A 24,684-nucleotide genomic window follows, 5' to 3' on the forward strand; every position below is an offset into this window, starting at 1 on the left:
TCCATGGTATCCTGTGCCACCGGCTCGCGCCAACGGACCTTAAAGGAGGCCCCCTCATGCTGCAGCTCACGGATATCGTCAAGGAGTATCCGGTCGGCGGTGGCACGGTCACCGCTCTCAACGGGGTGTCGCTTACGTTCCGCGACAGCGAGTTCGTCGCGATCCTCGGCCAGTCGGGCTGCGGCAAGACCACGCTGCTCAACATCGTGGACGGCCTCGACCGCTACACCTCGGGCGACCTCAAGGTGAACGGCCAGTCCACCAAGGACTACTCGGACGCGGACTGGGACGCCTACCGCAACCACGAGATCGGCTTCGTGTTCCAGAGCTACAACCTGATCCCGCACCAGTCGGTGCTCGCGAACGTCGAGATGGCGCTCACGTTGTCCGGCGTGCCGGCGTCCGAGCGCAGGGCCCGCGCGACGGAGGCCCTCGAGAAGGTGGGCCTCGGCGACCAGCTGAACAAGCGCCCCACGATGATGAGCGGCGGCCAGATGCAGCGCGTCGCCATCGCCCGCGCCATCGTGAACAACCCGTCCATCATCCTGGCCGACGAGCCCACCGGCGCCCTCGACTCCAAGACCTCCGTGCAGATCATGGACCTGCTCCAGGAGATCGCGTCCGACCGCCTCGTGATCATGGTCACGCACAACCCAGAGCTGGCCGAGCGGTACGCGACGCGCATCGTCAAGCTGTCCGACGGCCAGGTGGTGAGCGACTCGAACCCGCTCACCGAGGCAGAACTGGCGCAGATCGTGCCGGAGCCGCGGCCCCGTCACACGCACCTGCCGTTCGTCGCGGCACTGGGCCTCTCGGCCAACAACCTGCGCACCAAGAAGGGGCGCGCGTTCCTGACGGCCTTCGCGGGCGCCATCGGCATCATCGGCATCGCGTTGATCCTGTCTCTGTCGAGCGGCATGAACGACTACATCCAGAAGCTCGAGACCGACGTGATGGGCGACTACCCCATCGAGATCGACCAGACCACCGTGAACATGAGCACCGCTGGGGAGCGCGCCGAGTACGCGTCGGACGTGCTCGGGTCCTCGGGCTCCGGCTCCTCGGACGACCTGCTGGAAGAGGCGGCAAAACCCGAGGACGCCCCCGACCCCGGAAAGGTGACCTCCGACAACCTCGTGGCCCGCACCTACGACATGCTCGACGACGCGATGGTCAAAAACGACCTCGGCGCCTTCAAGCGCTACATCGAGAGCCACTCCGCCAAGATCGACCCCTACGTGACGGCCGTGACCTACTCCTACACGGTGGATGCGCAGGCCTATCGCGACAACGACGGCGAGGCGCTGCTCGTGTCGCCGGCGTCGCTGTTCTCGTCCTCGTCGGGCGGCTACGCCTCGACGGGCATGTCGCTCATGGGCGGGCTCAACTGCCAGTGGAGGCAGCTCACGGACAGCCAGACCATCCGCGAGAACCACTACACCCTTGAGGCCGGCGACTGGCCCCAGGAGGCGGACGAGGTGGCGCTCGTCGTGGACGAGGACGGCCAGATCAGCGACTACCTGCTCTACGTGCTCGGCTACCTCGACATCGACGCGATGAACGACATGGTGGAGAAGGCCGAGAACAACGAGCAGGTCACCGACGACGAGACCCACAGCTTTGGCTACGAGGAGATGCTCGGCAAGGAGTACACGGTCTTCTCGCCGTCGCAGCTGTACCAGAAGAACGGCGACGTCTACGTGGACATGGCCGACGACCAGAGTTTCATGAACGAGAAGATGGCCTCGGGGGACGGCCAGAAGGTGAGGATCGTGGGCGTGCTCCGCGCCACCGACGCCGCCTCCTACACCGGCGGCGTGGTGTACACCGGCAAGCTCACCGAGCGCCTCATGGAGGTCGCCGCCGAGCAGGACGTGGTGAAAGCGCAGCTGGGGAGCCCGAACGTCAACGTGCTGACCGGCAAGGAGTTCACCGCGGACACGGGCAACTTGGCCGCGATCGACTCCTACATGATGGGCAACATGGCCTCCATGTTCTCGAGCGCCGGCGAGGTCGGGGAGATGAGGCAGCTCGGCGTGGCCCGCGACGGGGCGGCGCGGCTCACCGCCGACCTGGCGTGGGGCTCCACGTTCGGCGCCCGACAGGTGGACGACGAGACGGGCGCGGGCGCGAGCGACGCCGGCGGTGCGGGCTCCGGCGCCGGGGGAACTGACACCGGAGGAACAGGCACCGGGGACGCTGGCACCGGTGGCACCGACACGCCGGGCGGCACGGACACGCCGGGCGGCGGCACCGACACGCCGGGCGGTGGCACCGACACGCCGGGCGGTGGGGACACGCCGGGCGGCACCGACACTCCCGACCCCTCCCTCTCGGAGCTGCAGAAGGCCATCCTCGATGCGGTGAACAAACTGACGCCCGAGCAGCAGCAGGCGCTGCTCGGCCTCATGGCCAAGGTGGCCGCGGGCGAGGACGTCACGGTGGACGACATCGTCGAGTCCGGGCTGCTGACCCAGGAGCAGGTGGACGCCGTGACCGGCGCCGTGCAGGAGCAGCTCGAGAGCTACGTGCAGCGCTACATCAAGGAGCACCAGGCCCAGATCATGGAGCAGCTCCTCGGCTCGATGGACACTGACGAGCTGGTCAAGCGGTACCTCGGCTCGCTGGACACGGACGAGCTGCTCAAACAGTACCTGGGCTCGATGGACACGAGCGCGCTGCTCGCGCAGATGATGGGCTCCGGCGATATGAGCGCCCTGATGCAGCAGCTGCTGGCGAGCGGCGCCATCGATCCGGCCGCCCTGATGCAGGACTATCTAAGCGGCCTTTCCCAGGAGGAGCTTCTCGCGCTCATCGGCTCCGGCATCGACGGCAGCGAGCTACAAGAGCTGATGAGCTCGATGAGCAGGGCCCAGAGCGGCGCCAACACCTACGACGCCGTGATGGAGGAGCTGGGCTACGCGACGCCGGACCAGCCGAGCGCGATCACGTTCTATCCGGTGGACTTCGAGGGCAAGCAGGAGGTCCAGGACTTCATTGACGAATACAACGCGCAGGCGCCCGAGGACGAGCGGGTCACCTACACGGACTTCGTGGGCATCATGACGCGGTCCGTCTCCCAGATCATCGACATCATCACGGCGGTGCTCGTGGCCTTCGTGTCCATCTCGCTCGTGGTGAGCTCCATCATGATCGCGATCATCACCTGGATCAGCGTGCTCGAGCGCACCAAAGAGATCGGCATCCTGCGCGCCATCGGCGCGTCCAAGGGGGACGTCACGCGCATCTTCAACGCCGAGACGTTCATCGAGGGGCTCCTCTCCGGCGTGCTGGGCGTGGCGGTGACGGTGGCCCTCGACGTGCCGATCAGCCAGATCATCTACGACAGCTACGGGGCGGAGAACATCGCGACGCTGCCGTGGTACTACGCGCTGATGCTGATCGGCATCAGTGTGGTGCTCACGTTCGTTGCCGGCTTCATACCGGCTCGTTTGGCCGCGAGGAAGGACCCGGTGGAGGCGCTGCGCAGCGAGTAGAAGCTGCGTTGCGGCATGGGACTGTCATCGGCCGGCAAGGGTCCGGGCTCTGTCACCAGCGCAGGGTGGCCACCAGCCGCTGGGGCTCCAGCAGCAGGTCCAGCGCGTCCGTGATGGAGGTCACGCCCACATCCACGCACGGGAGCAACGCCGCGCACACGCCCTCTCGGCCGACCACGGCCACCGATAGGGCCGCCGCTTGGCACATCGCGCGGTCGTTCCTCCCGTTGCCGATGCAGCAGCAGGACTCGGCGCCCAAGTTGCGGACAATGGCAAGCTTCTCGGACTCGGCCGCCCCTCTCGGGAACGTGCGCACCTGGGCGCCGGTGCCCGCGCACTGGGCCCGGGCGGTGCCGTGGGTGTCGGCCGTGAGCACGTGGACCTGCAAGGACTCGGCGAGACGGGCCATGCGCTCACGTGCCTCGGGCAGGAGGCGCCCGTCGAGGGCGATGGTCCCGTTGAGGTCCAGCACCAGGTGCTCCAGGTGCAGCTGTTGGCCGCCGGGGATGTTGATGGCGATCATGATCCTCCTTGGGTGCATCAAAGCCTGGGCGAGTGCGAGAAGGGGGCTGCCGCTCCTGTCACGAGTAGAGCTCCTCCAGCACCGCGGCCCCCGGGCCTGTCTCGGCGAACAGCTCCTCGGCGGGTCCTTGCCACGCCACGCGGCCGGCCGAGAGGCAGAGCACGTCGTCGGCCACGCGCCGGGCCTGACCCAGGTTGTGCGTCACCAGCACGATGGCGCAGCGGTCCTTGAGCCCGATGATCGTCTCCTCCACGCTCGCCGTGCTCGCCACGTCCAGGCTGGAGCAGGGCTCGTCCAGCAGGAGCGCCTGGGGCTCTGCCGTGAGCGCCCGCGCGATGCACAAACGCTGCTGCTGGCCGCCGGAGAGCGTCAGCGCGCTGCGCTTGAGGTCCCCGCCCAGCTCGTCGTAAAGGCCTACCTGACGGAGCGCCTCCACGGCGATGCGAGTGAGCCCGGCGCGCCCGCGCACGCCACGGTACCGGGGCACATAGGCCAGGTTCCTGAGCACGGAAAGTGGGAAGGGGCACGGCTGCTGGGTCACAAGGCCCACGAGCGCTCGCGCGTCGTCTGCCGCCAGCGTGCCGAGGTCCTGCTCTCCGAGGCGCACCGAACCGGTCCAGCGCGTGCCGGTTGTGAGCTCCAACGTGCGGTCGATGCAGGCGAGTAGCGTGGATTTGCCACAGCCCGAGGGGCCGAGCACTGCGAGCACGCGGCCAGGCCGGGTGGCAAACGCAACGTCGCGCAGGGTTTGGCGGTCACCGTACCAGGCACAGAGCCCCTGCACGCTCAGCGACGCAACCATCGCCTCCTCCTTCCTGCGGCAAAGCCCGAGACGGCCAGGTTGCATACCAACACCAGCGCCATCAACACGAACGCCGTGGCGTAGACCTGGGGCACCGTGGTTCCCTGGGCGAGCATCAGATACAGGTGCAGTGGCAATGCCATGGCTGGCTGGAGAACGCCTGCCGGCGCTGGCGCAAACGCCACGCCGCCGCAGAACACCAGCGGGGCCGTGGCCCCCAGTGCGTAGAGGCCTCCCAACGCCACCGCCGAGACCACCTCCCCCGTGCAGGCCGGCACCACCAGCGTGCGCAGCACGTGGACGCGCGAGCAGCCCAGGGCAAGGCCGGATTGCAGCAGGTCTCGAGGGACGTCGCGCAGGGCTTTCTCGGCGCGCACCTCGATGAAGGGCAAGATCATGATGGCCAAGGCCGCACCGCCCGCCAGAACCGAGCGGCCCAGGCCCATCCCGCGCACGATCGCGGCGTAGGCGAAGAGGCCGCACACGATGGAGGGCGCGCCGGCGGCCACGGCCATGAGGTGGCCCACCGCGCGGCCGGCGCGGGTGCCGTCCAGCCAAAACACCGTCACGAGCGCACAGGCCAGCGCCAGCGGGGCGGCGATCACGAGCGCAGTGCCCACGAACCAGAGGCTGCCCCAGATGGCCGGTGCGATGCCGCCCTCCGTGCCGAGAACCGTCCCGGCCGGTGCCTGGGTCACAAAGTCCCAGCTCATGACCGGCGCTCCTTGCACGAACACGTATCCAAAGAGGAACAGCACGCAGCCGGCGGCCAGCGCGGCCGCCACCGCCGCCCAGGCTCTGACCAGCCCCGCGCCCGCGCGCCCCCACAGCCACAGGGAGTCCGAGGCGGCCGTCCGGCGCGCCGCGCGCCGCTCCACGGCCAGCGCCAACGCGTCCACCACGAACACGATGGCCATCAGCGTGAACCCGGCTCCAAAGAGCGCGCTCATGTGGAGGCTCCCGGCCTGGGCGGTGCCCATTTCCAGGGTGATCAACGATGCGATTGTCTCGGCTTTGCCCAGCAGGCGCGGTGCGAGGTTGGCGTTGCCGACCACCATCATCACGGCCATGGTCTCGCCCATGGCCCGCCCAAACGCCATCATCAGGCTGGGCCCCATGCGGCGGAGCGCGCAGGGCAGCACGATGGCGTAGGCGGCGTGCCAGCGCCCCACGCCCAGCGTGGCGGAGGCGCGCAGGCATTGGGCGCCCACGGCGTCCATGGTCTCGGCGAGCGCAGAGGTGGTGTAGGGCAGCAGCATGACGGCCAACACCGCGGCCGCTGCCAGCACGCACTGGCCCGAAGGATGGCCCAGCGTGATGAAGGCCTTGACCACCACCACGAGGCCCACGAACCCAAACACCACCGAGGGCACGCCCGCGAGCAGGTCGATAAGGCTGGTGAGCGTCGTGCGCACGCTCGGCCGCGCCCCGCAGGAGAGAAAGAGCGCGCAGCCGGCCGCCACACAGAAGGAGAGCGCCAGCCCCAGGGCGGAGACGGCCATTGTGGCCAGCACAAAGTTGAGGATCCCGAAGGACGTTCCCGTGCCAAAGTCCACGGGCATCCAGGTGGTGCCGAGCAAGAACGGCGCCAAGCCGATTTCTGTGACCACCGGCCAGCTCTCCCAAGCCACCGTGAGGCCCACGGAGCCCAACAGCAGGCAGGCGCAGAGGGCCAGGCATGCCAGCAGCCAAGTGGCGAGCCGGTCGCGAAGCCGACCGGCGGGCGAGCCGCCAGCCCGCGACGCGAGCCGGCCCGGCGCTCCCCGCACAGAGTCAAGGCAGCGCCGGGCCCGGGTGGGAACCTTGTCGGCAGTCAAGGCCACGAGCTACTCGGCCGGCGTGAAGGACGGGATGTAGCCGTTCTGCTCCACGACCTCTTTGCCGGTTTGGGAGAAGACGTAGTCGATGAAGGCCTGTTGGGCCGGCGTGGGGTCGCCCTTTCCCACAAACATCACCGGGCGCTGGATCTTGTACTCGCCGGAGACGATGGTCTGCTCGGTGGGCTCCACGCCGTCCACCTTGAGCGCGCGCAGCACCTGGCCGTCCGCGTTGGCCTTGTTGTAGGCGCCAAAGCCCGCGTAGCCGATGGCCCAGGGGTTGTTGGCGATGTTGGTGGCCAGTTCGGTCATGGAGGCGGACTGCGTGGCGGTGTCGGTCACGGTCTTGTCGCCCATCACGGTCTTTTGGAACACCTCGTAGGCACCGCCGGACAGGTCGCGGATGAACACCTGGATGGGCTCGGCGGGCAGGCTCGGGTCCACCTGGTTCCAAGTGGACAGCTCGCCGGAGAAGATCTGGGCGATGGTGTCGGTGGAGAGGTCGTCCAGCGTGATGGGGTTCTGTGCGTTGACGGAGACGGTGAGCGCGTCCTTGGCCACCTCGTAGACCTTGTAGTCGCCCAGGGCTTGCTTCTCCTCGTCCTTGAGGTCCCGGGCCAGCATGCCAAAGTCGCAGGTGCCGTCCTCCAGGGCCGAGACGCCCACGCCCGAGCCGCCGGGCGCCACATAGATGGAGATGTCCTTGTCGGGCAGCTCGGCGTTGGCCTTGTCCCAGGTCACGTACTCGTCGGTGAAGGAGCCGGCCAGCGACGAGATGATGGGATAGAGCGAGGTGGACCCGCAGAACATCACCGAGGACTTGAAGTCGCCTGTCTGCTCGGCCTGAGTCTCGGGAGCCTGGGTGTCCGGCGCCTTCTGGGCATTGCAGCCCATCAGGGTCACGGCGCAGAGCGCGCAGCAGAACAGGCCCAGCAAGCGGGCGAGCGGGGTGGCGGCGGGGCGATGCATGGGGTCTCCTCTCGATCGGTCTGTGGCCAAGGGCAGGCGGCGCGATTAGGCACCCGATGGGCGTATCACCAATCGGTAGCTGGCAAAAGCATTCCCTGTGGCTGTATTTGGGGATGGTAGGGGACTCGTGGCGGGGAGCCGATGTTTTCTTGTGTGGCACTCGGTTTCGTACCGCTTGCCAAAACATAACGACCGCTGGGCTGGGGGTGGGGCCGCGCGGGGCGGAGGCGTCGACGCGGAGTGCCGGGCGCGCTCCCTTTGCGTTGCGATCGCAACGCAAAGCAAAAGCCGTTGCGCCATTGAATGGTTCAACTGGGGTTTTGCTCCTGCTGAACCATGCGCCGAGTCTTTGTGTTGCGATCACAAACCAAAGCGACCCCACAGGTTTGCGAATGCAAACGCCCGACGCCTCATCGGTGCAATCGCCTCTGCAGTTTGTCTGCAGTTCCGCAGAGCCGGTACCACTTGTTGCAGACTTGCTCGCTGGGCGCGCGCCTCGATGCTGCGCGCTCCTATACTTTTGAGTTGTCCGTTCTTTTTCCAAAGAAAGAGGCCGTTCATGTACAAGGCGCTCGTCGCATGCAAGGCGGGTCTGGGCTCGTCGATGATGCTCAAGGTCAAGGCCGACCAGGTGATCAAGGAGAACGAGTTCCCCATCACCACCCAGCACGGCTCGCTCGACGCGGTGCCGGACTTCCACGGCGACCTGATCCTCACGCAGACGGACATGGCCGGCAAGGTGGAGGCCCCGGCGGGCGTGTACGTGGCCACGGTCGAGAACATCCTCGACAAGGAGGAGATCAAGGCCGCGCTCGAGGGCTTCCTCAAGACGAAGGACTGGCAGCCGGCCGCACGATAGCCGAGACTCGAGGGGTGCTTTCGGGCACCCCTTTTTTTGATGCGGCTGCCGGACACGGGAGCCGCAGCTTTGTGAGCGTGTGACGGGAGACGAAGGAGGCGCGATGGCGCGGATCGAGAAGGTGCTGATTGGCCAGTCGGGCGGCCCCACGGCCGTCATCAACGCAAGCCTGGCCGGGGCCGTTCGGTCCGCTCGTGCGCTGGGCGCCCCCGTTCTCGGAATGGCCCATGGCATCGAGGGTCTGCTCCATGACGAGGTCGTGGACTTGGACGTTGCCGTGCCGGACGACCGGAGCCTCGACGTGCTCCGCTCCACGCCCGGCAGCTACCTCGGGTCGTGTCGGTACAAGCTCCCAAGCCCTGAGGAGGCGCCGGCCGTCTACGACGCGTTGCTCGGCACTCTCGACCGCCTGGGCGTCGGCGTCGTGGCGTACATCGGCGGCAACGACTCGATGGACACCATCGACAAGCTCGGCCGCTACGGGGAGGCGGCGGGCAGCGCCATCCGCTTCATGGGCGTGCCGAAGACCATCGACAACGACCTGGTGGCCCAGGACCACACGCCCGGCTACGGCAGCGCGGCCAAGTTCGTGGCCACCTGCGTCTCCGAGCTCGCGTGCGACGCCTCGGTGTACCCGGTCAAGAGCGTGCTCGTGGTGGAGACCATGGGGCGCGACGTGGGCTGGCTCGGCGCGGCATCTTCGTTGGCATGGACGGCGGGGTCTCGAGGCCCGGACATTGTGCTCGTGCCCGAGGCGCCCGTCTCGCTCGATGCGTTCCTTGACAAGGTGTCGAACCTCTTGGCCGTGCAGGACTTTGTGATGGTGGCGGTGAGCGAGGGGGCCCGCGGCCTCGACGGGCAGCCCCTTTATGCGGAGGAGGGCGCGAGGGAGGACGCGTTCGGCCACGCGGCGTCCCAGGCCGGCGTCGGCGGCTTTCTGGCGCGTCTCGTGTCCGAGCGGCTCGGTTGCAAGGCGCGCGGGGTGGAGCTGTCCACGCTCCAGCGCTGTGCCGCCCATGTGGTCAGCGGGCGCGATCGCGAGGAGGCGGAGGCGCTCGGAGCGCTGGCGGTGCGCGTCGGTCTCGAAGGCCGGAGCCGCGGGATGTCGTGCCTCGCTCGCGTGAGCGACCTTCCCTACGAGGTGCGCCTCGGCGTCACGGACGTCTCCGCGGTCGCCAACGAGGTGCGCCAGCTTCCCGGGTCGTGGATCGCGAATGACGGCATGGGCGTCACGGCGGAGTTCGAGCGGTACGCGCGGCCGCTCGTGGAGGGAACGGACACGTGCCGCTGGGTGGACGGCGTGCCCTGGCACCTCAGGACGCCCTTCGGGGAGACCGTGGCCCTCTAGGCAGTCGCAACGGTTCTCTAACCACCGGTCAGAGCGGTTAGAATTGCAGAAATACTTGTGTCCATGCTCTCACGGTGTGGGAGGTACCGTTCGCCGAACCACCTTCTGGTGGCATCGGTGTATCTGGCGCTGTCGGTTTATGCACTCGGGATAACTGGCAGTAATGTAGCCATAGATACTATGTTAGTTGATGAAACAAAAGAGAACACGACGGGTCAGATCTGGCAAGCCTCAGAGCTGAAAAGGTTGTAACGATCAAGCCAAATGATCCGCGCTACAGTCTTTCTGGACGTTTTCAGAAAGGAGCGGAGATGGGCGTGGCGGCGGGTTGGCAGGACGGGGCGGCTCTTGTGGGGACGCAGGTCTCGGCGCTCTACCAGGCGGAGCCTCCGCGGGTGCGCCGGCGGAGGCTGGCGTCTCGGCTCGTCTCGGCCGCTCGTTCGGGTGCCCCGGTCACGCTCTGCGCCTGCCGTGGCGCCGGCGCCACATCCCTGCTGAGGGACGCGGCCGCGCTTTGGCGCGAGGAGGGCGGCGAGGTGCGGTTTGTCTCGCTGCGTGGCGCTCCGGCGGCCGATGTGCCCGCGCTCCTGCGTCGGGCGAGGGAGTGCCTCGCCGGCGTCGTCGCGCCCACGCTGCTTCTGGTGGACGACATGCCGGGGCTCGAGGAGTTCACGGCGCGCGACGCGGCCTGCGAGCTGGAGCTCCTTGCCCGGCTCGTGCCCACTGTGTGCGCGACGGGGCCGGACGGCGAGCTGCTCGTGGAGGCGCTCGGCGAGCACCCCGCATGGGACACCAGCGAGCTGGGCGTCCGCTACGACGAGGTGGAGCACTGGCGCGTCGGCGACCTCTCGACGCGGGGCTTTCAAGAGCTGACCGGCGGGGTCGTGTCCTTGGCCGAGGCGTTGCGAGCCGACATGCGGGAGGGGCGCGGGGTCGGTGGCCCTCGCTACCAGGAGCAGCGGGCGCGTATGCTCTGCGTCGCCGTGGAGGGCGCGCTGATCGGCGAGGAGCGGCGCCTGCGGGGAGCGATGGCGCTGCTCGGCACGGGGACGTTCGGCCAGCTGCGCGGCCTCGGGCTCGCGTGTTCGCACGAGTTGGTCTCGTCCACCTGCGCCGAGGCCCCCGCGCTTGGAGTCGAGCGGTCGGGCGGCCGCTTCTCGATTGTGGGCGGTGCGCTGTGCCCCGAGCCGGTGGCCGAGCTATGCGGTCGCCTGTGGCCGGACCTGGCCTGCGAGGTGGTCTCCCTGCATATGGAGGAAGGGCGGCTGGCCCAGGCCATCGCTGTGGCCGCTGGGTGCGTCGACGCTCCGGAGCTTGAGAAGGTCCTCTCTGGGCGTTGGGTGGAGCTGTGGGACGCCGGCGGTCGCTCTCTGATGGAGGAGCTCGCCGCCCGAAGCCCGCAGGGCCTCGCTGCGGCGGCCCTCGCGGTGCTGTCGGGGGACGCCAAGGCCGAGCCGCCGGACCGTTCGCCGTGCTGGGAGCCGGTTCGGGCGCTGCGCGAGGTGGGGGCGCTCGGGGGCGCGACCGGTCTGTCTCGCGGTGACGGCGTGCGTGCCCTGCGGTTCTGCGGGGCGCCTCCCGACGATGCCCTGACCACGTCCGCGTGTGTGGCCGGCCTCTGGGACCTCTGGGAGTCCCGCCGCGCGCTCGCCGCCGGGGATCTGGCCGGGGCGCTCGGCGTCACGTCCCGTGGGCTCGGCTCCGTGGGCGACGAGTCTGTCGTGGGCGCCTTGCTCGCCCAGGACCGCTACCTTGCGGAGGCCGGCCTCGGTCACGATACCCGGGGCAGCCGGTCGCGCGCGGAGGACGGGCTGCGCCTGCTCTGTGACCGAGGCGGTCCTCTCGGCCCTCGGGAGGCGGCTCGTCATGCGGTCGCGGACCTCGTCGTTGGGCGCCCGGTGAGCGCCGACGTTTTCTCCCAGGCCCTCGGGGTCGCTGTCAGCCACGGGGACCTGCTCGGGCGCGGGTGCGCGCTCATCGGTCAGGGCCTGCGTTCGTTTGAGGCCGGGGACTTCTCGGCGGCGCGTTCCCGTGGCTGCGAGGCGGCGCGCTTGGGGGAGGGGTGCGCGTGCGCGCCCCTTCGAGAGGGCGGGGCTGCGTTGAGCTTGATGGCGGAGCTCTCCTTGGGTCTGGAGCCGCACGTGGAGGCGCCGCTCGTCTCGCCGGACCTCTGTCTTCTGGCGGAGTGCGCCGTGCCCGTCGAGGAGGGTCCCGCGTCGGCGCGCCTACCTGCGCATCGCGACGCAACCCCGCGCGGGATGTCGCTCGCTCTGCTGCGGGGCGCGCTGTCGCGGCCCGGCCGCGCCCAGGACCGCCTGTGGGCGGCCCTTCCGGGAAGCTGGCGCGAGGCCCACGGGGCGCGAACGACGGAGCCTGTCGCGGTGGGCGTCCAGTTGCCGTTGCCGGTGGGCGTCTCTGCGGACGCGCCCCTCTTGGAGGTCGACCTGCTCGGCGGCCTGTCCGTACGTCTGGACGGGCGCGTCGTGGACCCGGCGAAGTTCCGGCGCACGGGGTCGCGCCACCTGCTCGCGATCCTGGCCGTGCGTTCCGGCCACCAGATCACGCGGGCGGAGCTGGCGGCCGAGCTGTGGCCGGAGCTCCCGCCCGAGCGCGGGCGCCGGAACCTCTACTCCATCGTGTCCTGTGCTCGACGGGGCCTCGGGGAGCGCGAGTACGGCCCTTGCTACCTGCTGAGCACCCGGGACCTTATCGCGTTCAACGCCGACACCACGGTCGTGGACCTCGACGGCTTCGAAGCCCTGCTGGAGCGCGCACGGGCTGCGGACGCCACCGACGCCGAGCGCGTGGCCTTGGCGGAGCGCGCCTCGTCCCGGTACCGTGGGGGCAGCTACCTGCCGGAAGGCGCAGAGCCACGGGCCTTGCACAACTATCACGATTGGCTCGAGTCCCGCTACGTGGAATGCCTGCTCACCGGTGCGAGGAGCGCCCTGCGCCTGCGGCGCCCGCACGTGGCGCGGGGCTTTGCACGAGAGGCGGCGGAGCGCGCGCCCTTGCTCGAGGAAGCGGCACGGCTGCTCATGGAGGCTCTCGTGCGCGAGGGGCGCCCTCTGGAGGCGCAGGGTGCGTTCAACGCTTTCGTCCGCGCGGCGAACGAGGCGGGGCTGCCGGTGCCGGAGGGCCTCGTTGCGCTGCGCGAGGGGTTGGCGGAGGAGCTCGCAGCCCCCGTCGGGCTCGTCGCGTGACCTGCGACGGAGACGTGACCTGCGGTTCGTGGGACGCGACCCCAGTCTGGGAATGTGGTGCAAGGTGCCTTGCAGGTTCTCAGCCGCCCGGTTTGAGCCTATAGTGAAGGGGCTCAAAAGTGCATCTAAACTCATCGATTTTGTGGGACGCCCGCCGTCCTGTTCGATGGTGAACGACCGAAAGGACGCCATGGCCGGCCTGTTCTCAAAGATCCTCTCCCTGGGCTCGGACAAGGAGCTCAAGGAGTTCCAGAAGGTCGCGGACCGCGTGAACGAGCTCGGCCCCGGCTACGCCAAGATGACCACCGACGAGCTTGCGGGGCTCACCGCGAAGTTCAAGGAGCGGGTGGCCGCGGGCGAGGACCTCGACCACCTGATGCCCGAGGCGTTCGCCGCGGTCCGCGAGATGTCCGACCGCACCATCGGCATGCGCCACTTCGACGTGCAGGTGATCGGCGCCGTCGCGCTCCACAAGGGCATGATCGCCGAGATGAAGACCGGCGAGGGCAAGACGCTCGTCTCGACGCTCGCCGGCTACCTCAACGCGCTCGAGGGCAAGGGCGTGCACATCGTCACGGTGAACGACTACCTGGCGCGCCGCGACTCCGAGTGGATGGGCCAGCTTTACCACGCGATGGGCATGTCCGTGGGCCTGCTCCAGAACGGCATGCCGCTGCCCGCGAAGCAGCCGGCGTACGCCGCGGACGTCACCTACGGCACCAACAGCGAGTTCGGTTTCGACTACCTGCGCGACAACATGGTCACCCGCGCCGCCCAGCGCGTGCAGCGCGGCCACCACTACGCGATCGTGGACGAGGTGGACTCGATCCTCATCGACGAGGCCCGCACGCCGCTCATCATCTCCGGCGCCGGCACCAAGTCCGCCACCACCTACCGCGACTTCGCCAAGGCCGTCCGCGGCCTGACACCGGACGTGGACTTCGAGATGGACGAGGCCAAGCACACGATCATGGCCACCGACGACGGCCTCAAGAAGATCGAGAAGCGCCTCGGCATCGACAACATCTACGGCGACATGGCCGGCCAGCTGGTGAACCACCTGCAGCAGGCGCTCAAGGCCGAGTACCTCTTCCATCGCGACCAGCAGTACGTGGTCACCGGCGGCGAGGTCAAGATCGTCGACGAGTTCACCGGCCGCATCATGGAGGGGCGCCGCTACTCCGACGGCCTGCACCAGGCCATCGAGGCCAAGGAGAACGTGCAGGTGCTCGAGGAGAACCAGACCCTCGCCACGATCACGCTGCAGAACTACTTCCGCCTCTACGACAAGCTCTCCGGCATGACGGGCACCGCCATGACCGAGGACGGCGAGTTCCGCGAGATCTACCACCTGCCGGTCCAGGAGATCCCGCCCAACCGCCCGGTGCAGCGCGTCGACCACGACGACCAGATCTACCGCTCGGTGGAGTACAAGTTCCAGGCCGTCGCGAACGACATCGAGGAGCGCCACAAGAAGGGCCAGCCGGTCCTCGTGGGCACCGTCACCATCGAGAACTCCGAGCGCCTCTCGCGCCTGCTCAACAAGCGCGGCATCAAGCACGAGGTGCTCAACGCCAAGTTCCACGAGCGCGAGGCCGCCATCGTGGCGCAGGCCGGCCGCGAGGGTGCCGTGACCATCGCCACCAACATGGCCGGCCGCGGCACCGACATCCTGCTCGGCGGCAACCCGCAAGTGCTCGCCGAGGAGACGCTCATCGAGCAGGGCGTGGACCTGGCCGAGGCCACCGACGAGCAGCGCGCGGAGGCCATCGCCGCCGCTAAGAAGACCTGCGAGGTGGAGCGCGAGCACGTGGTTGAGGCCGGCGGTCTCTGCGTGATCGGCACCGAGCGCCATGAGTCCCGCCGCATCGACAACCAGCTCCGCGGCCGCTCGGGCCGTCAGGGCGACCCGGGCGAGACGCAGTTCTACCTGTCCCTCGAGGACGACCTCATGCGCCTCTTCGGCGGCGACCGCATGGACCGCATCGGCGCGATGATGCAGCGCTACGACATGCCCCCCGATATGCCGCTCCAGGCCAAGATGGTCTCCAAGGCGGTGGAGAGCGCCCAGCGCAAGATCGAGGAGATCAACTTCGGCATGCGCAAGAACGTCCTCGACTACGACGACGTGATGAACCAGCAGCGCCAGGTCATCTACCAGGAGCGCAACCGGGTGCTCGACGGCGAGGACCTCGTGGGCCTCATGAACGACGTGATGGACTCCTGCGTCACAGACATCTGCGACCAGTGCGTGAGCACGGACCTCAAGCCCGAGGACTGGGATCTGGACGGCCTGAAGGAGTGGCTCGAGGACCTCACCGGCGTCAAGGAGCTGCCGGAGCTCACGGCCGACATGGGTCGCGAGAAGATCCAGGCGACGGTGCGCGAGTTCGTCGGCAAGCTCTACGACGAGCGCGCCGAGGAGCTGGGCGCCGACGCGATGTCCAACCTCTGCCAGCAGATCATGCTCCGCGTGATCGACACCCGCTGGATGAGCTACCTGCAGGAGATGGACTACCTCAAGTTGGGCATCGGCCTCCGCGGCTTCGGCCAGCGCGACCCGCTCGTCGAGTACAAGCAGGAGGCGTTCCGCGCGTTCACGCTGCTGGTCCAGGCGCTGTACGAGGACTTCCTGCGCACGATCCTCCGCATCCAGGTGGCGAGCGCCCGCACCCAGGCCGCCAAGCAGGAAGAGCCCGACCGCCTTGCCGGGGCCACCTACTCCGGCCCGACGGAGGTGGACGGTGATCAGGGCCAGCGTCGCTCGACCCGAATCGCCACCACGTCGAATGTGGCCCGCGACGGCGAGGAGGAGAAGGCGCACAAGCACACGCCGTACCGAAAGGACGAGAGCGACCCCTACGCGAACGTGGGCCGCAACGACCCCTGTCCCTGCGGCAGCGGGAAGAAGTTCAAGAACTGCCACGGCCGGCAGCGGTAGCGGGCGGGCGCGACGGTTCTCGCGGAGCACCCGGCGGCGCGGCGCCCCGATGCGGCGGGTGCGACGCTCGGGCCCTCGCGGCCGGCAGCGGTAGCGGACGGGCGCGACGGTGAGCCCCTCTCGACGTGGTCGGGAGGGGCTTTCTTCTAAACGCCGGCGCTCTTGTTCGCGAGCGTGTTTGCGGGGAAACGATTGCCCACAAACAGATGAAAGCAGTTGCGGGGAAATAGGGCTCATTGCCCGCCCTACACAGGCGCCACCTGCGGTTTTGCTCGCGAAAGGGATTGCGGGGAAACGTTTCTCCGCAAGGAGGGCTCGTAGTTTGCGGGGAAACGCTTCTCCGCAAGCTTCGCGCACCCCGTCTCGGCCTCTTTCTCGTCGCACGCGGGTACGCGCTACCATGAGTCCCGCACCAACACCGGCCCGAGAAAGGACGCCCGATGGCCCAGGAGATCACGCACGACTTGGACGCCCTCGAGGCTCGTCTCGGTGAGGTGGAGGGCTATCTGGGCCTCGACGCCACGCGCGCCACGATCGCGACCCTTGAGGAGGAGAGCGCCGAGCCGGGCTTTTGGGACGATGCCGACGGCGCCCGCGCCACGATGGAGCGGCTCGCCCGTGCCAAGGAGGACGTGCAGGCCTTCGAGGAGGCCCGGGCGCTGCTCGGTGACGCGCGTGCCGCCCGCGAGCTGGGCGAGGAGCTCGAGGACGAGGAGAGCCTCGCGGAGTCCGAGGACCTCGCGGCGCGGCTGGAGGGCGCGCTCACCGAGCTGGAACTCTCCAGCTGGTTCACCGACGAGCTGGACCTGGGCGACGCCATCGTCACCATCACCCCTGGTCAGGGCGGTCTTGAGGCCCAGGACTGGACCGAGATGCTCTTCAAGATGTATCTCAAGTACGCGGACCGCCGCGGCTGGAAGGTCACCGTCAACGACGCGACGCCCGGCGAGGCCATCGGTCTCGACCGCGCCACGTTCACCGTCTCCGGCAAGAACGCCTACGGCATGCTCAAGGCGGACCAGGGCGTGCACCGCCTCGTGCGCATCAGCCCGACCGACGCCAAGAAGCGGCGCCAGACCACCTTTGCCGGCGTCGAGGTGCTCCCCGTGCTGCCCGACGACATCGAGGTGCAGATTGACCCCTCCGACCTGCGGATCGACGTGTACCATGCGTCCGGCCCCGGCGGCCAGGGCGTCAACACCACAGACTCTGCGGTGCGCATCACGCACCTGCCCACGGGGCTCGTGGTCACCTGTCAGAACGAGCGCAGCCAGATCCAGAACAAGGCGAGCGCGATGAAGATCCTCGCATCGCGCCTCTACGAGCAGGAGAAGGCCAAGCGCGAGGCCGAGCTCGACGAGCTGCGCGGCCCCAAGCATGAGATCTCCTTCGGAAACCAGATCCGCAACTACGTGCTCTATCCCTTCCAGCTGGTGAAGGACACGCGTACCGGCATCGAGACCGGCAACGTGGACTCGGTGTTGGAGGACGGGGACCTGGACCCGTTCATTATCGGGTTCCATCGATGGGCGACGGGGCAGCGCTCGGCTGAACGGGCCTAGCGCCGCATCGCGCCAGGAGCCGGATCCTGGACCTGTGCCCTGCACGTACCGCAGGTACGATGAGGGAGACCTGCTCTTTTCTCGTGAACGGGAGCGCCTGTGTCGCCACGAATTGCATCCGCTGCCAGCAATATCCTGCACAAGCGTGCCCTGCACGACGTGCTCCTCATTTGCGTGGGGTCGTTCATCTTCGCGTTCGGCTTCGACGCCTTCGCCGTGCGGGAAGGCCTCGCGGCTGGCGGCGTCACGGGCCTCGCGACGATCATCTACGCCATCGGCGAGAAGTTCGGCCTGTACATCCCGGTCGGCACGCAGACGCTCGTCATGAACGTGTTCCTGATGATCCCGGTGGTCAAATCCGGAGGGCTTCGCTATGCCGCGCGAACCATCGGGGGCATCGTGGCCAGCTCGGTGTTCCTCGACCTGCTCGCGCCCGTGACGCCCAACCTGGCCGGCGGCGACCTGCTGCTCGCCGCCATCTGGGGCGGTGCGCTCTGCGGCATCGGCCTCGGCATCGTGTTCCGCAGCGGCGGCAACACCGGTGGCGTCGACATCATCGCGCAGCTGGTCCAGCGCAAGACGGGCGTGGGCGTCGGTGCCCTGTCCATCATCATGGACTTGATCATCGTCACGGCGTCCATCCCGGTGTTCTCGCTCAAGAACGCGCTCTACGCCGTGATCTTCATGTTCCTCTCCGGCGTGGTCATCGACGTGGTGATCGACGGCCCCAAGAACGACCGCATGGCCTGGATCATCACCAAGAAAGAGACCGAGATGCGCACCGAGATTCTGGCGACGCTCGGCCGGGGCTGCACCACGGTCGAGGCGCGCGGCGCGTATTCCGGCAAGCGGCGCCCGATGTTCCTCGTGGTGCTCAGCCGCCGGGAGGTGGGCCTCCTGCGCGAGATCGTGGCGGCGGTGGACCCTCGCGCGCTCATGGTGATCACGGACGCAGAGGAGGCCTTCGGCGAGGGTTTCCGAGAGCTGTCCGACGGCCTGCGCTGACCTGCGGCCGCCCGACGCCGCGCCACCCTCAGCAGAGCGTGGCCACCCCCAGAGACGAGATCTGGCGCAGCGTGTCGGTGTCCGCGACGTCCGTCACGACGCCGGTGAAGTCGCCGAGGGAGGCAAAGCGGTAGCCGCTCCTCTTGGCGAACTTGGTCTTCTCGGCCAGCAGGAACTTGTACGTCGCGTTCTGGATCACCCGCTGCTTCACAAGGCCGTCGTCCATGACGTCGGTCATCACGGCCTTGTTCTGTAGGTTGACCGCCGACGCCGACACGAACACCTTCTCGAACATGAGCGGCTCCAAGAGGCTCACGGCGCTCGGCCCGGTGAACCCGCGCAGGTCCGGAGAAAGGTAGCCGCCGGTCATGAGCACCGTCACGTTGGGGTTCTTGGCCAGCACCGGCGGGATGTCCATCATGTTGGTGGTCACGATTACCCGCTTGTCGCTGGCAGCCAGCAGCTCCGCGATGTAGAAGCAGGTCTTGGAGACGTCCAGAAAGATCGCGTCCCGGTCCGCTATCTCCATGAAGGCCCGCGCCGCGACGATCCGGCGGCTGGCCTCCATCGCGTCGCCGCGCGCGTCGCGCAGCCCGGTCGCTGAAGGCGGGTCGGTGGGTTGCGGCTCCTCGGCGAGCAGCGCGGCCAACGGGTCGTGCGGCCGCTCCACGCGCACGGCCCCGCCGTACTCCCGGCGCACGAGCCCTTGGTCCGCCAGTGCCTTCAGGTCCTTGCGGATGGAGTCCACGGACACGCCGAACCGTGCTGCGAGGTCCTCCACCTTGGCAAAGCCGTCGGCATCGACAATCATCGCAATCTGTTTGCGGCGCTCCTTCGGGAACATGGGCACTCCAGCGGACGGGCCGGGCGGTCTTCGGGGCTGACGGCCGGAAGGCTGATTCTTCCTCGACCGTCCCTCTAGTATGCGTACACTTCCCGGTTCTCACCAAGGTTGCCCGAACTTTTCACCCGAATTGGATGTGAATCTGCCGTTCATCTCACGAATTCTACCGTTCTCGGTAAGAAACAGGAAGAAACAGGAAATAGCGGGCCATTCTGTCATGCTCGGTTCCAGCAACCAAGCCACCTGCTGAAGCGAGAAGAGGGACCGGAGATGGCAAACGCAATCGCATCGATGCTCAACCGCGACAACGTGATGATCTGGGAGGGGGCGGACTCCTGGGAGGAGGCCGTGCGCGTCGCTGTGACCCCGCTCGTCGACCATGGGGACGTGGAGGACTGCTACATCCAGGGCATCATCGACAACGCCGCCCAGTACGGGCCGTATTTCGTGATCTGCCCGGACCTGGCGCTGCTCCACGCGCGTCCCGAGCAGGGGGCGATCAAGACGGCCCTCGGCGTCTGCGTGATGCGCGAGCCCGTGTTCTTCAAGCCCGAGGGGCCCGGCGTGCGCGTGCTCGTGACCCTCTCCGCTACTGACTCCAACTCGCACATCGAGGTCATGCGCCAGCTGGCCACGATGTTCGGCGACCCCGCCAAAATCGAGGCCATCGCCACGGCCGCGACGGCCGACGAGGTCTACCACCTCTTCGTCGACGACGCCCAGGCCTAGTGTCCCCACCGGACAAGGCCGCCGTGGGCGCGGACGTCCCGGCGGCGCTTCTGGATTGACCGGCCGCGGGCCGGATGAATAACGGACAAACCCCAGCACTACCAATGAAAGGAGAGGGAACCAATGGACGCAGTGCTCGACTTTATCGTCAACATCCTGTCCACGCCGGCCATTCTCGTCGGTCTTCTCTCGCTGCTCGGCCTTGTGCTTCAGAAGAAGCCGGTCGAGGACGTCGTATCCGGCACCATCAAGACCATCGTCGGCTTCCTCGTGCTCTCCGCCGGCGCCGCCTTCCTCCAGAGCGGCTCGCTCCTGGCCTTCGGCGAGGTCTTCAACTACGCGTTCAACATGCAGGGCGTCGTGCCCAACAACGAGGCCGTCGTCTCGATGGCGCTCTCCGACTTCGGGCAGGCCTCGGCCGTCATCATGTGCCTGGGCATGGTCCTGAACATCGTGCTGGCGCGCTTCAGCCGGCTCCCCTATATCTTCCTCACCGGCCACCACACGCTGTACATGGCCTGCATGCTCGCCGTGGTCTTCTCCATCGGCGGCCTCACCGGCTGGCCCCTGTACATCGCCGGCGCCTGCGTGCTCGGCCTGATCATGGCCGTGAGCCCCGCGCTCTGCCAGTTCACCTTCAAGAAGGTCACCAAGACGGACTCCATCGCGCTCGGCCACTTTGGCGGCATCGGCTACTTCATCGCCGGCCTCTGCGGCAAGCCTTTCAAGGGGTCCAAATCCACCGAGGACATCAACTTCCCCAAGCGCCTGGTCTTCCTGCGTGACACCGTGGTCTCGATCTCCATCACGATGATGATCTTCTTCGTCATCGTCACCGGCGTGGCCGTGGGCCGCGGCATCCTGAGCGCCGACCCCTCGCAGTTCTCCAACCTGAACGAGCTGCTGAACGTCGGCACCGAGACCCACACCAACTGGCTGGTCTGGGCCCTCACCTCCGGCATGTCCTTCGCCGGCGGCGTGTACATCATCCTCTCCGGTGTGCGCCTCGTCGTGGGCGAGATCGTCCCGGCCTTCAAGGGTATCGCCACCAAGCTGGTGCCGGGCGCCATCCCCGCCATCGACTGCCCGGTGGCCTTCCCGTACGCCCCCAACGCCGTGATCATCGGCTTCCTGGTGTCCTTCGTGGGCGGCATCGTGGGCCTCGCGATCCTCGGCGTGATCAACGCCGCGATCGTGCCGGTCGCCCTGATCCTCCCGGGCGTGGTGCCCCACTTCTTCTGCGGCGCCACCGCCGGTGTCTTCGGCAACGCGGAGGGCGGCCTCAAGGGCTGCATGCTGGGCGCCTTCGTGCACGGCCTGCTGATCACCTTCCTGCCGGCCATCTGCATGCCGGTCTTCACTCAGCTCGGCTTCACGAGCGCCACGTTCTCCGACTTCGACTTCTCGATTCTCGGCATCTGCTTCGGCAACCTCGCCAACATCATCCCCGGCTGGCCCATCCTGGTCGTGACGGTCGCGTGCTTCCTGGCGCCCATCGTCTACGCCCTCGTCGCGCCCAAGAAGCCGGCCGGCGGCGAGACGGCCAACTAGAGGTTCCATTGGCCGCCCTCGCCCAATCGAGGGCGGCCCGGTAGGCTTCGGGCGCTACGCTTGAGGCCGGTCCATCAGTGACAGCGCCGCTGAGCGCGGAAAGGACAAGTGCAATGGCCATCAACAAGATCATGTGCGCCTGTGGGTCCGGCCTCGGCTCCAGCCTCATGGTGCAGATGAACATCGACGACGTACTGACCGAGCTGGGCGTCTCCGGCGTGCAGGTGGAGCACTCCACGATCAGCGACGTGCAGCCGGGCGCCGCGGACCTCTTTGTGATCGGCCGCGACCTGGAGGCGTTCGTCAACGGCATCCCCGACGAGCAGAAGGTCGTGCTCGTGAACATCGTCGACAAGGACGAGCTGCGCGGCAAGCTCAAGGAGAAGTTCGACGCTCAGTAGGATCGCTTCGGCAGTGCGACCTTGGGCGGGCCGGTCGCAACGAGACGGCCGACCCGCCCTTCTCTGCCGGAAGGCGGCGTCCGTGCGCCTGTTCGCGGGCGCTTCACGGATCCTCAGAAAGGAAGGACGATGACGCAAGACGAGCTGGACCGCGTGCAGACGCTGGCGCTCAAGATCCGCCGCGACGTGCTGGAGATGCTCCTGCCGCTCGGGGCCGGACATCTGGGCGGCTCCTTCTCCATCGCGGACCTCATGGCGCTCCTCTATGGCAAGGAGCTCGCCTACAAGGCCGACGACCCCACTTGGGACGGCCGCGACCGCGTGGTGCTCTCCAAGGGGCACGCCGGGCCTGCCTGGTACGCTGCGCTGGCGGAGAGCGGCTTCTTCCCGCGCCAGGACCTCTTCACGCTCAACCAGCCGCACACCCACCTGCCGAGCCATCCCGACCGGCTCAAGACCCCGGGCGTCGACATGACCACCGGCTCGCTGGGCCAGGGCTGCTCCACGGCCGCCGGCATCGCCATGGCGCTCAAGCTCAAGGGCAACGACGCCTGGACCTACCTGATCGTGGGCGACGGCGAGCTCAACGAGGGGCAGTGCTGGGAGGCCTTCGAGTTCATCGCCGCGCGCGGGCTGAACCGGCTCATCGTGCTGGTGGACGACAACAAGAAGCAGCTGGACGGCTATACGGCGGACGTCATGAACCCCTTCGACATCGCGGCCAAGATGAGCGCCTTCGGCTTCGAGACCCAGAAGGTGAACGGCCAGGACGTCGTGGCCCTGGACAACGCCATCCAGGCGGCGAAGGCCTCGGGCAAGCCGAGCGCCATCGTCATGGACACGGTCAAGGGCGCGGGCGTGCCGTACTTTGAGCAACTGATGGACAACCACTCGGTGAAGTTCGACGCCAAGGCGACCGAGGCCGCCCGGGAGGCCATCGACCACATCAACGCCAAGCTCGAAGGGAGGGCCTAGATGTTCCAGCTCGTAGACGACCGCTCCCAGAAGGGCGGAGAGCTCAGGGCCGCCGTGGTCCAGACGCTGCAGGCGGCCATGGAGACCAATAAACAGGTGGTGGCACTGGAGGCCGACCTAGGCGGCGCCAGCGGTTTCACCAAGATCGCGAAGAGCCACCCGAACCAGTTCGTGCAGTGCGGTATCGCCGAGGCCGACATGATGGGGATCGCCGCTGGCATGTCCTCCGAGGGCTTCGTGCCCTTCTGCCACACCTTCGGGCCGTTCGCCACGCGCCGCGCGTTCGACCAGATCTACCTGTCGGGCGCCTATGCGGGCAACACGGTGAACATCTACGGGTCGGACCCCGGCTTCACCGTGGCCGCCAACGGCGGGACCCACACCACCTATGAGGACGTGGCCCTGATGCGCACGATCCCCGGGGTCGTGGTCTGCGACGCGGCCGATGCGGTGCAGATGGCCTGGATCGTCAACGAGTTCCTGGGCCTTGGCACCGGCGTGCACTATGTGCGCGGCAACCGCAAGAACGTGCGTCCCGTCTACGCCGAGGGTTCCACCTTCGAGCTGGGGCGCGGCAACGTGGTGCGCCCCGGCACCGACGTGCTCGTGATCGCGGCCGGGCAGCTGGTGTCTGATGCGCTCGACGCTGCGGAAGAGCTAGCCGAGAAGGGCGTGTCCGTCGAAGTGGTGGACATGTTCTGCATCAAGCCGCTGGACACCGAGCTGGTGTGCAAGGAGGCCGTCGGCAAGAAGGCCGTGGTCACCTTCGAGAACCACAACGTGATCGGTGGTCTGGGCGAGGCCGTGGCGGCCACGCTGTGCGAGGCGGGCGTGTGCGTGTCCTTCCGGCGCCATGGCGTGAGCGAGCGCTTCGGCCAGGTAGGCCCGGCGGACTTCCTGCAACAGGAGTACCGTCTCACCGCCAAGGACCTGGTGGCCACCATCGAAGGCCTGTTCGCCGATCACGGCCATGGGCACGAGGAGCCAGTGTCCGATGGACGTTAACGCCCTGATCGACCACACGCTGTTGAGGCCCGACGCCGCGCGCGAGGAGATCGAGCGCCTGTGCGACGAGGCCGTCGCCCACGGGTTCGCCTCCGTGTGCGTGAACACCTGCTGGGTGCCGCTGTGCGCCGAGCGTCTGGCCGAGAGCCCGGTGGCCGTCTGTTGCGTGGTGGGCTTCCCGCTCGGCGCGATGGCCACCGAGCCCAAAGCCGCCGAGACCGCCTGGGCAGTGGCCGCCGGGGCGGACGAGGTGGACATGGTCCTCAACGGAGGCTGGCTCAAGAGCGGCATGGACGACGCCGTGCGCGCCGACATCGCGGCCGTGGTGGACGCGGCCAACGGGCGCATCGTCAAGGTGATCCTTGAGACGGGCCTGCTCACGGACGAGCAGATCGTGCAGGCGTGCGAGCTGGCCGTGGAGGCCGGCGCCGCCTTTGTGAAGACGAGCACCGGCTTCGGTCACGGCGGGGCAACGGTCCACGACGTGGCGCTCATGGCCAAGGCCGTGGCCGGGCGCGCCCAGGTCAAGGCCTCGGGCGGCATCCATACCGCGCAGGAGGCCGAGTCCCTCGTCGCGGCCGGTGCCAGCCGTCTGGGCACGTCGAGCGGCGTTGCCATTGCGGAGGGGCGCACGGTCGAGGGCGGCTACTAGC

At 68.0% G+C, this 24,684-nt stretch carries 18 protein-coding genes; 13 read left to right on the plus strand and 5 right to left on the minus strand.

All coding sequences use genetic code 11. From position 1 onward, the window contains the following. The first annotated feature begins 56 nt into the window (after window positions 1–56). On the plus strand, window positions 57–3,497 hold the full coding sequence (locus QJ043_RS04655) for an ABC transporter ATP-binding protein/permease (RefSeq protein ID WP_283713556.1): 3,441 nt from the start codon (window positions 57–59) through the stop codon (window positions 3,495–3,497). Window positions 3,498–3,549: 52 nt separating this feature from the next. Here QJ043_RS04655 and QJ043_RS04660 read toward each other — a convergent pair whose 3' ends face one another. From QJ043_RS04660 to QJ043_RS04675, 4 genes are read right to left on the minus strand one after another with little or no spacing between them, the layout of a single operon-like run. Beyond that, complete coding sequence (locus QJ043_RS04660; protein WP_283713555.1) at window positions 3,550–4,020, minus strand: HAD family hydrolase; 471 nt, start codon at window positions 4,018–4,020, stop codon at window positions 3,550–3,552. Window positions 4,021–4,078: 58 nt separating this feature from the next. Next, entirely contained in the window at window positions 4,079–4,822 is a 744-nt protein-coding gene (locus tag QJ043_RS04665) for a phosphate ABC transporter ATP-binding protein (protein ID WP_283713554.1), read from the minus strand. Next, window positions 4,807–6,645, minus strand: a complete 1,839-nt coding sequence (locus tag QJ043_RS04670; RefSeq protein WP_283713553.1) for a phosphate ABC transporter permease — start codon at window positions 6,643–6,645, stop codon at window positions 4,807–4,809. The genes QJ043_RS04665 and QJ043_RS04670 overlap by 16 nt, the downstream gene beginning before the upstream one ends. Before the next feature lie 3 nt (window positions 6,646–6,648). Then, window positions 6,649–7,608, minus strand: a complete 960-nt coding sequence (locus QJ043_RS04675) for a phosphate ABC transporter substrate-binding protein (RefSeq protein WP_283713552.1) — start codon at window positions 7,606–7,608, stop codon at window positions 6,649–6,651. 559 nt (window positions 7,609–8,167) lie between these two features. Between QJ043_RS04675 and QJ043_RS04680 the strand changes: the two genes are divergently transcribed. The 6 genes from QJ043_RS04680 to QJ043_RS04705 all read left to right on the plus strand — a co-directional run bounded on the left by QJ043_RS04680 (window position 8,168) and on the right by QJ043_RS04705 (window position 18,526). After that, complete coding sequence (locus QJ043_RS04680; RefSeq protein ID WP_283713551.1) at window positions 8,168–8,467, plus strand: PTS sugar transporter subunit IIB; 300 nt, start codon at window positions 8,168–8,170, stop codon at window positions 8,465–8,467. A 103-nt stretch (window positions 8,468–8,570) separates the two neighbouring features. Beyond that, the gene (locus QJ043_RS04685; RefSeq protein ID WP_283713550.1) at window positions 8,571–9,815 is read left to right on the plus strand and encodes a diphosphate--fructose-6-phosphate 1-phosphotransferase; all 1,245 of its coding nucleotides are present in this window, start codon (window positions 8,571–8,573) and stop codon (window positions 9,813–9,815) included. Window positions 9,816–10,126: 311 nt separating this feature from the next. After that, window positions 10,127–13,018, plus strand: a complete 2,892-nt coding sequence (locus QJ043_RS04690) for an AfsR/SARP family transcriptional regulator (protein ID WP_283713549.1) — start codon at window positions 10,127–10,129, stop codon at window positions 13,016–13,018. Window positions 13,019–13,208: 190 nt separating this feature from the next. Continuing rightward, window positions 13,209–15,959: a preprotein translocase subunit SecA gene (gene secA, locus QJ043_RS04695; RefSeq protein ID WP_283713548.1), complete on the plus strand. Its 2,751-nt coding sequence runs from the start codon at window positions 13,209–13,211 to the stop codon at window positions 15,957–15,959. Between the two features lie 440 nt (window positions 15,960–16,399). Further along, window positions 16,400–17,521 (plus strand): peptide chain release factor 2, encoded by a 1,122-nt coding sequence (gene prfB / locus QJ043_RS04700; RefSeq protein ID WP_283713547.1) that lies wholly within the window; start codon window positions 16,400–16,402, stop codon window positions 17,519–17,521. Window positions 17,522–17,680: 159 nt separating this feature from the next. Further along, on the plus strand, window positions 17,681–18,526 hold the full coding sequence (locus QJ043_RS04705; RefSeq protein ID WP_283722746.1) for a YitT family protein: 846 nt from the start codon (window positions 17,681–17,683) through the stop codon (window positions 18,524–18,526). Window positions 18,527–18,554: 28 nt separating this feature from the next. On the opposite strand, the gene QJ043_RS04710 is transcribed toward QJ043_RS04705, so the two are convergent. Continuing rightward, entirely contained in the window at window positions 18,555–19,370 is an 816-nt protein-coding gene (locus tag QJ043_RS04710; protein ID WP_283713545.1) for a DeoR/GlpR family DNA-binding transcription regulator, read from the minus strand. A gap of 270 nt (window positions 19,371–19,640) precedes the next feature. On the opposite strand from QJ043_RS04710, the gene QJ043_RS04715 reads away from it, so the two are divergent. From QJ043_RS04715 to deoC, 6 genes are all read left to right on the plus strand, one after another. Then, a complete protein-coding gene (locus tag QJ043_RS04715; protein ID WP_283713544.1) occupies window positions 19,641–20,099 on the plus strand; it encodes a PTS sugar transporter subunit IIA in 459 nt (152 codons plus the stop codon). Window positions 20,100–20,222: 123 nt separating this feature from the next. Then, window positions 20,223–21,650 carry a PTS ascorbate transporter subunit IIC gene (ulaA, locus tag QJ043_RS04720; protein ID WP_283713543.1) on the plus strand — a complete coding sequence of 476 codons (1,428 nt, stop codon included), beginning with the start codon at window positions 20,223–20,225 and terminating at the stop codon, window positions 21,648–21,650. 113 nt (window positions 21,651–21,763) lie between these two features. After that, window positions 21,764–22,051, plus strand: a complete 288-nt coding sequence (locus QJ043_RS04725; RefSeq protein ID WP_283713542.1) for a PTS sugar transporter subunit IIB — start codon at window positions 21,764–21,766, stop codon at window positions 22,049–22,051. Between the two features lie 129 nt (window positions 22,052–22,180). Next, entirely contained in the window at window positions 22,181–23,026 is an 846-nt protein-coding gene (locus QJ043_RS04730; protein WP_283713541.1) for a transketolase, read from the plus strand. Next, entirely contained in the window at window positions 23,027–24,031 is a 1,005-nt protein-coding gene (locus tag QJ043_RS04735) for a transketolase family protein (protein WP_283713540.1), read from the plus strand. Next, the gene (gene deoC / locus QJ043_RS04740; protein WP_283713539.1) at window positions 24,021–24,683 is read left to right on the plus strand and encodes a deoxyribose-phosphate aldolase; all 663 of its coding nucleotides are present in this window, start codon (window positions 24,021–24,023) and stop codon (window positions 24,681–24,683) included. The genes QJ043_RS04735 and deoC overlap by 11 nt, the downstream gene beginning before the upstream one ends. Window position 24,684: the final 1 nt, after the last annotated feature.

Origin of the sequence: Kribbibacterium absianum (genome assembly GCF_030067705.1) — a bacterium.
GTDB lineage: Bacteria > Actinomycetota > Coriobacteriia > Coriobacteriales > Atopobiaceae > Kribbibacterium > Kribbibacterium absianum.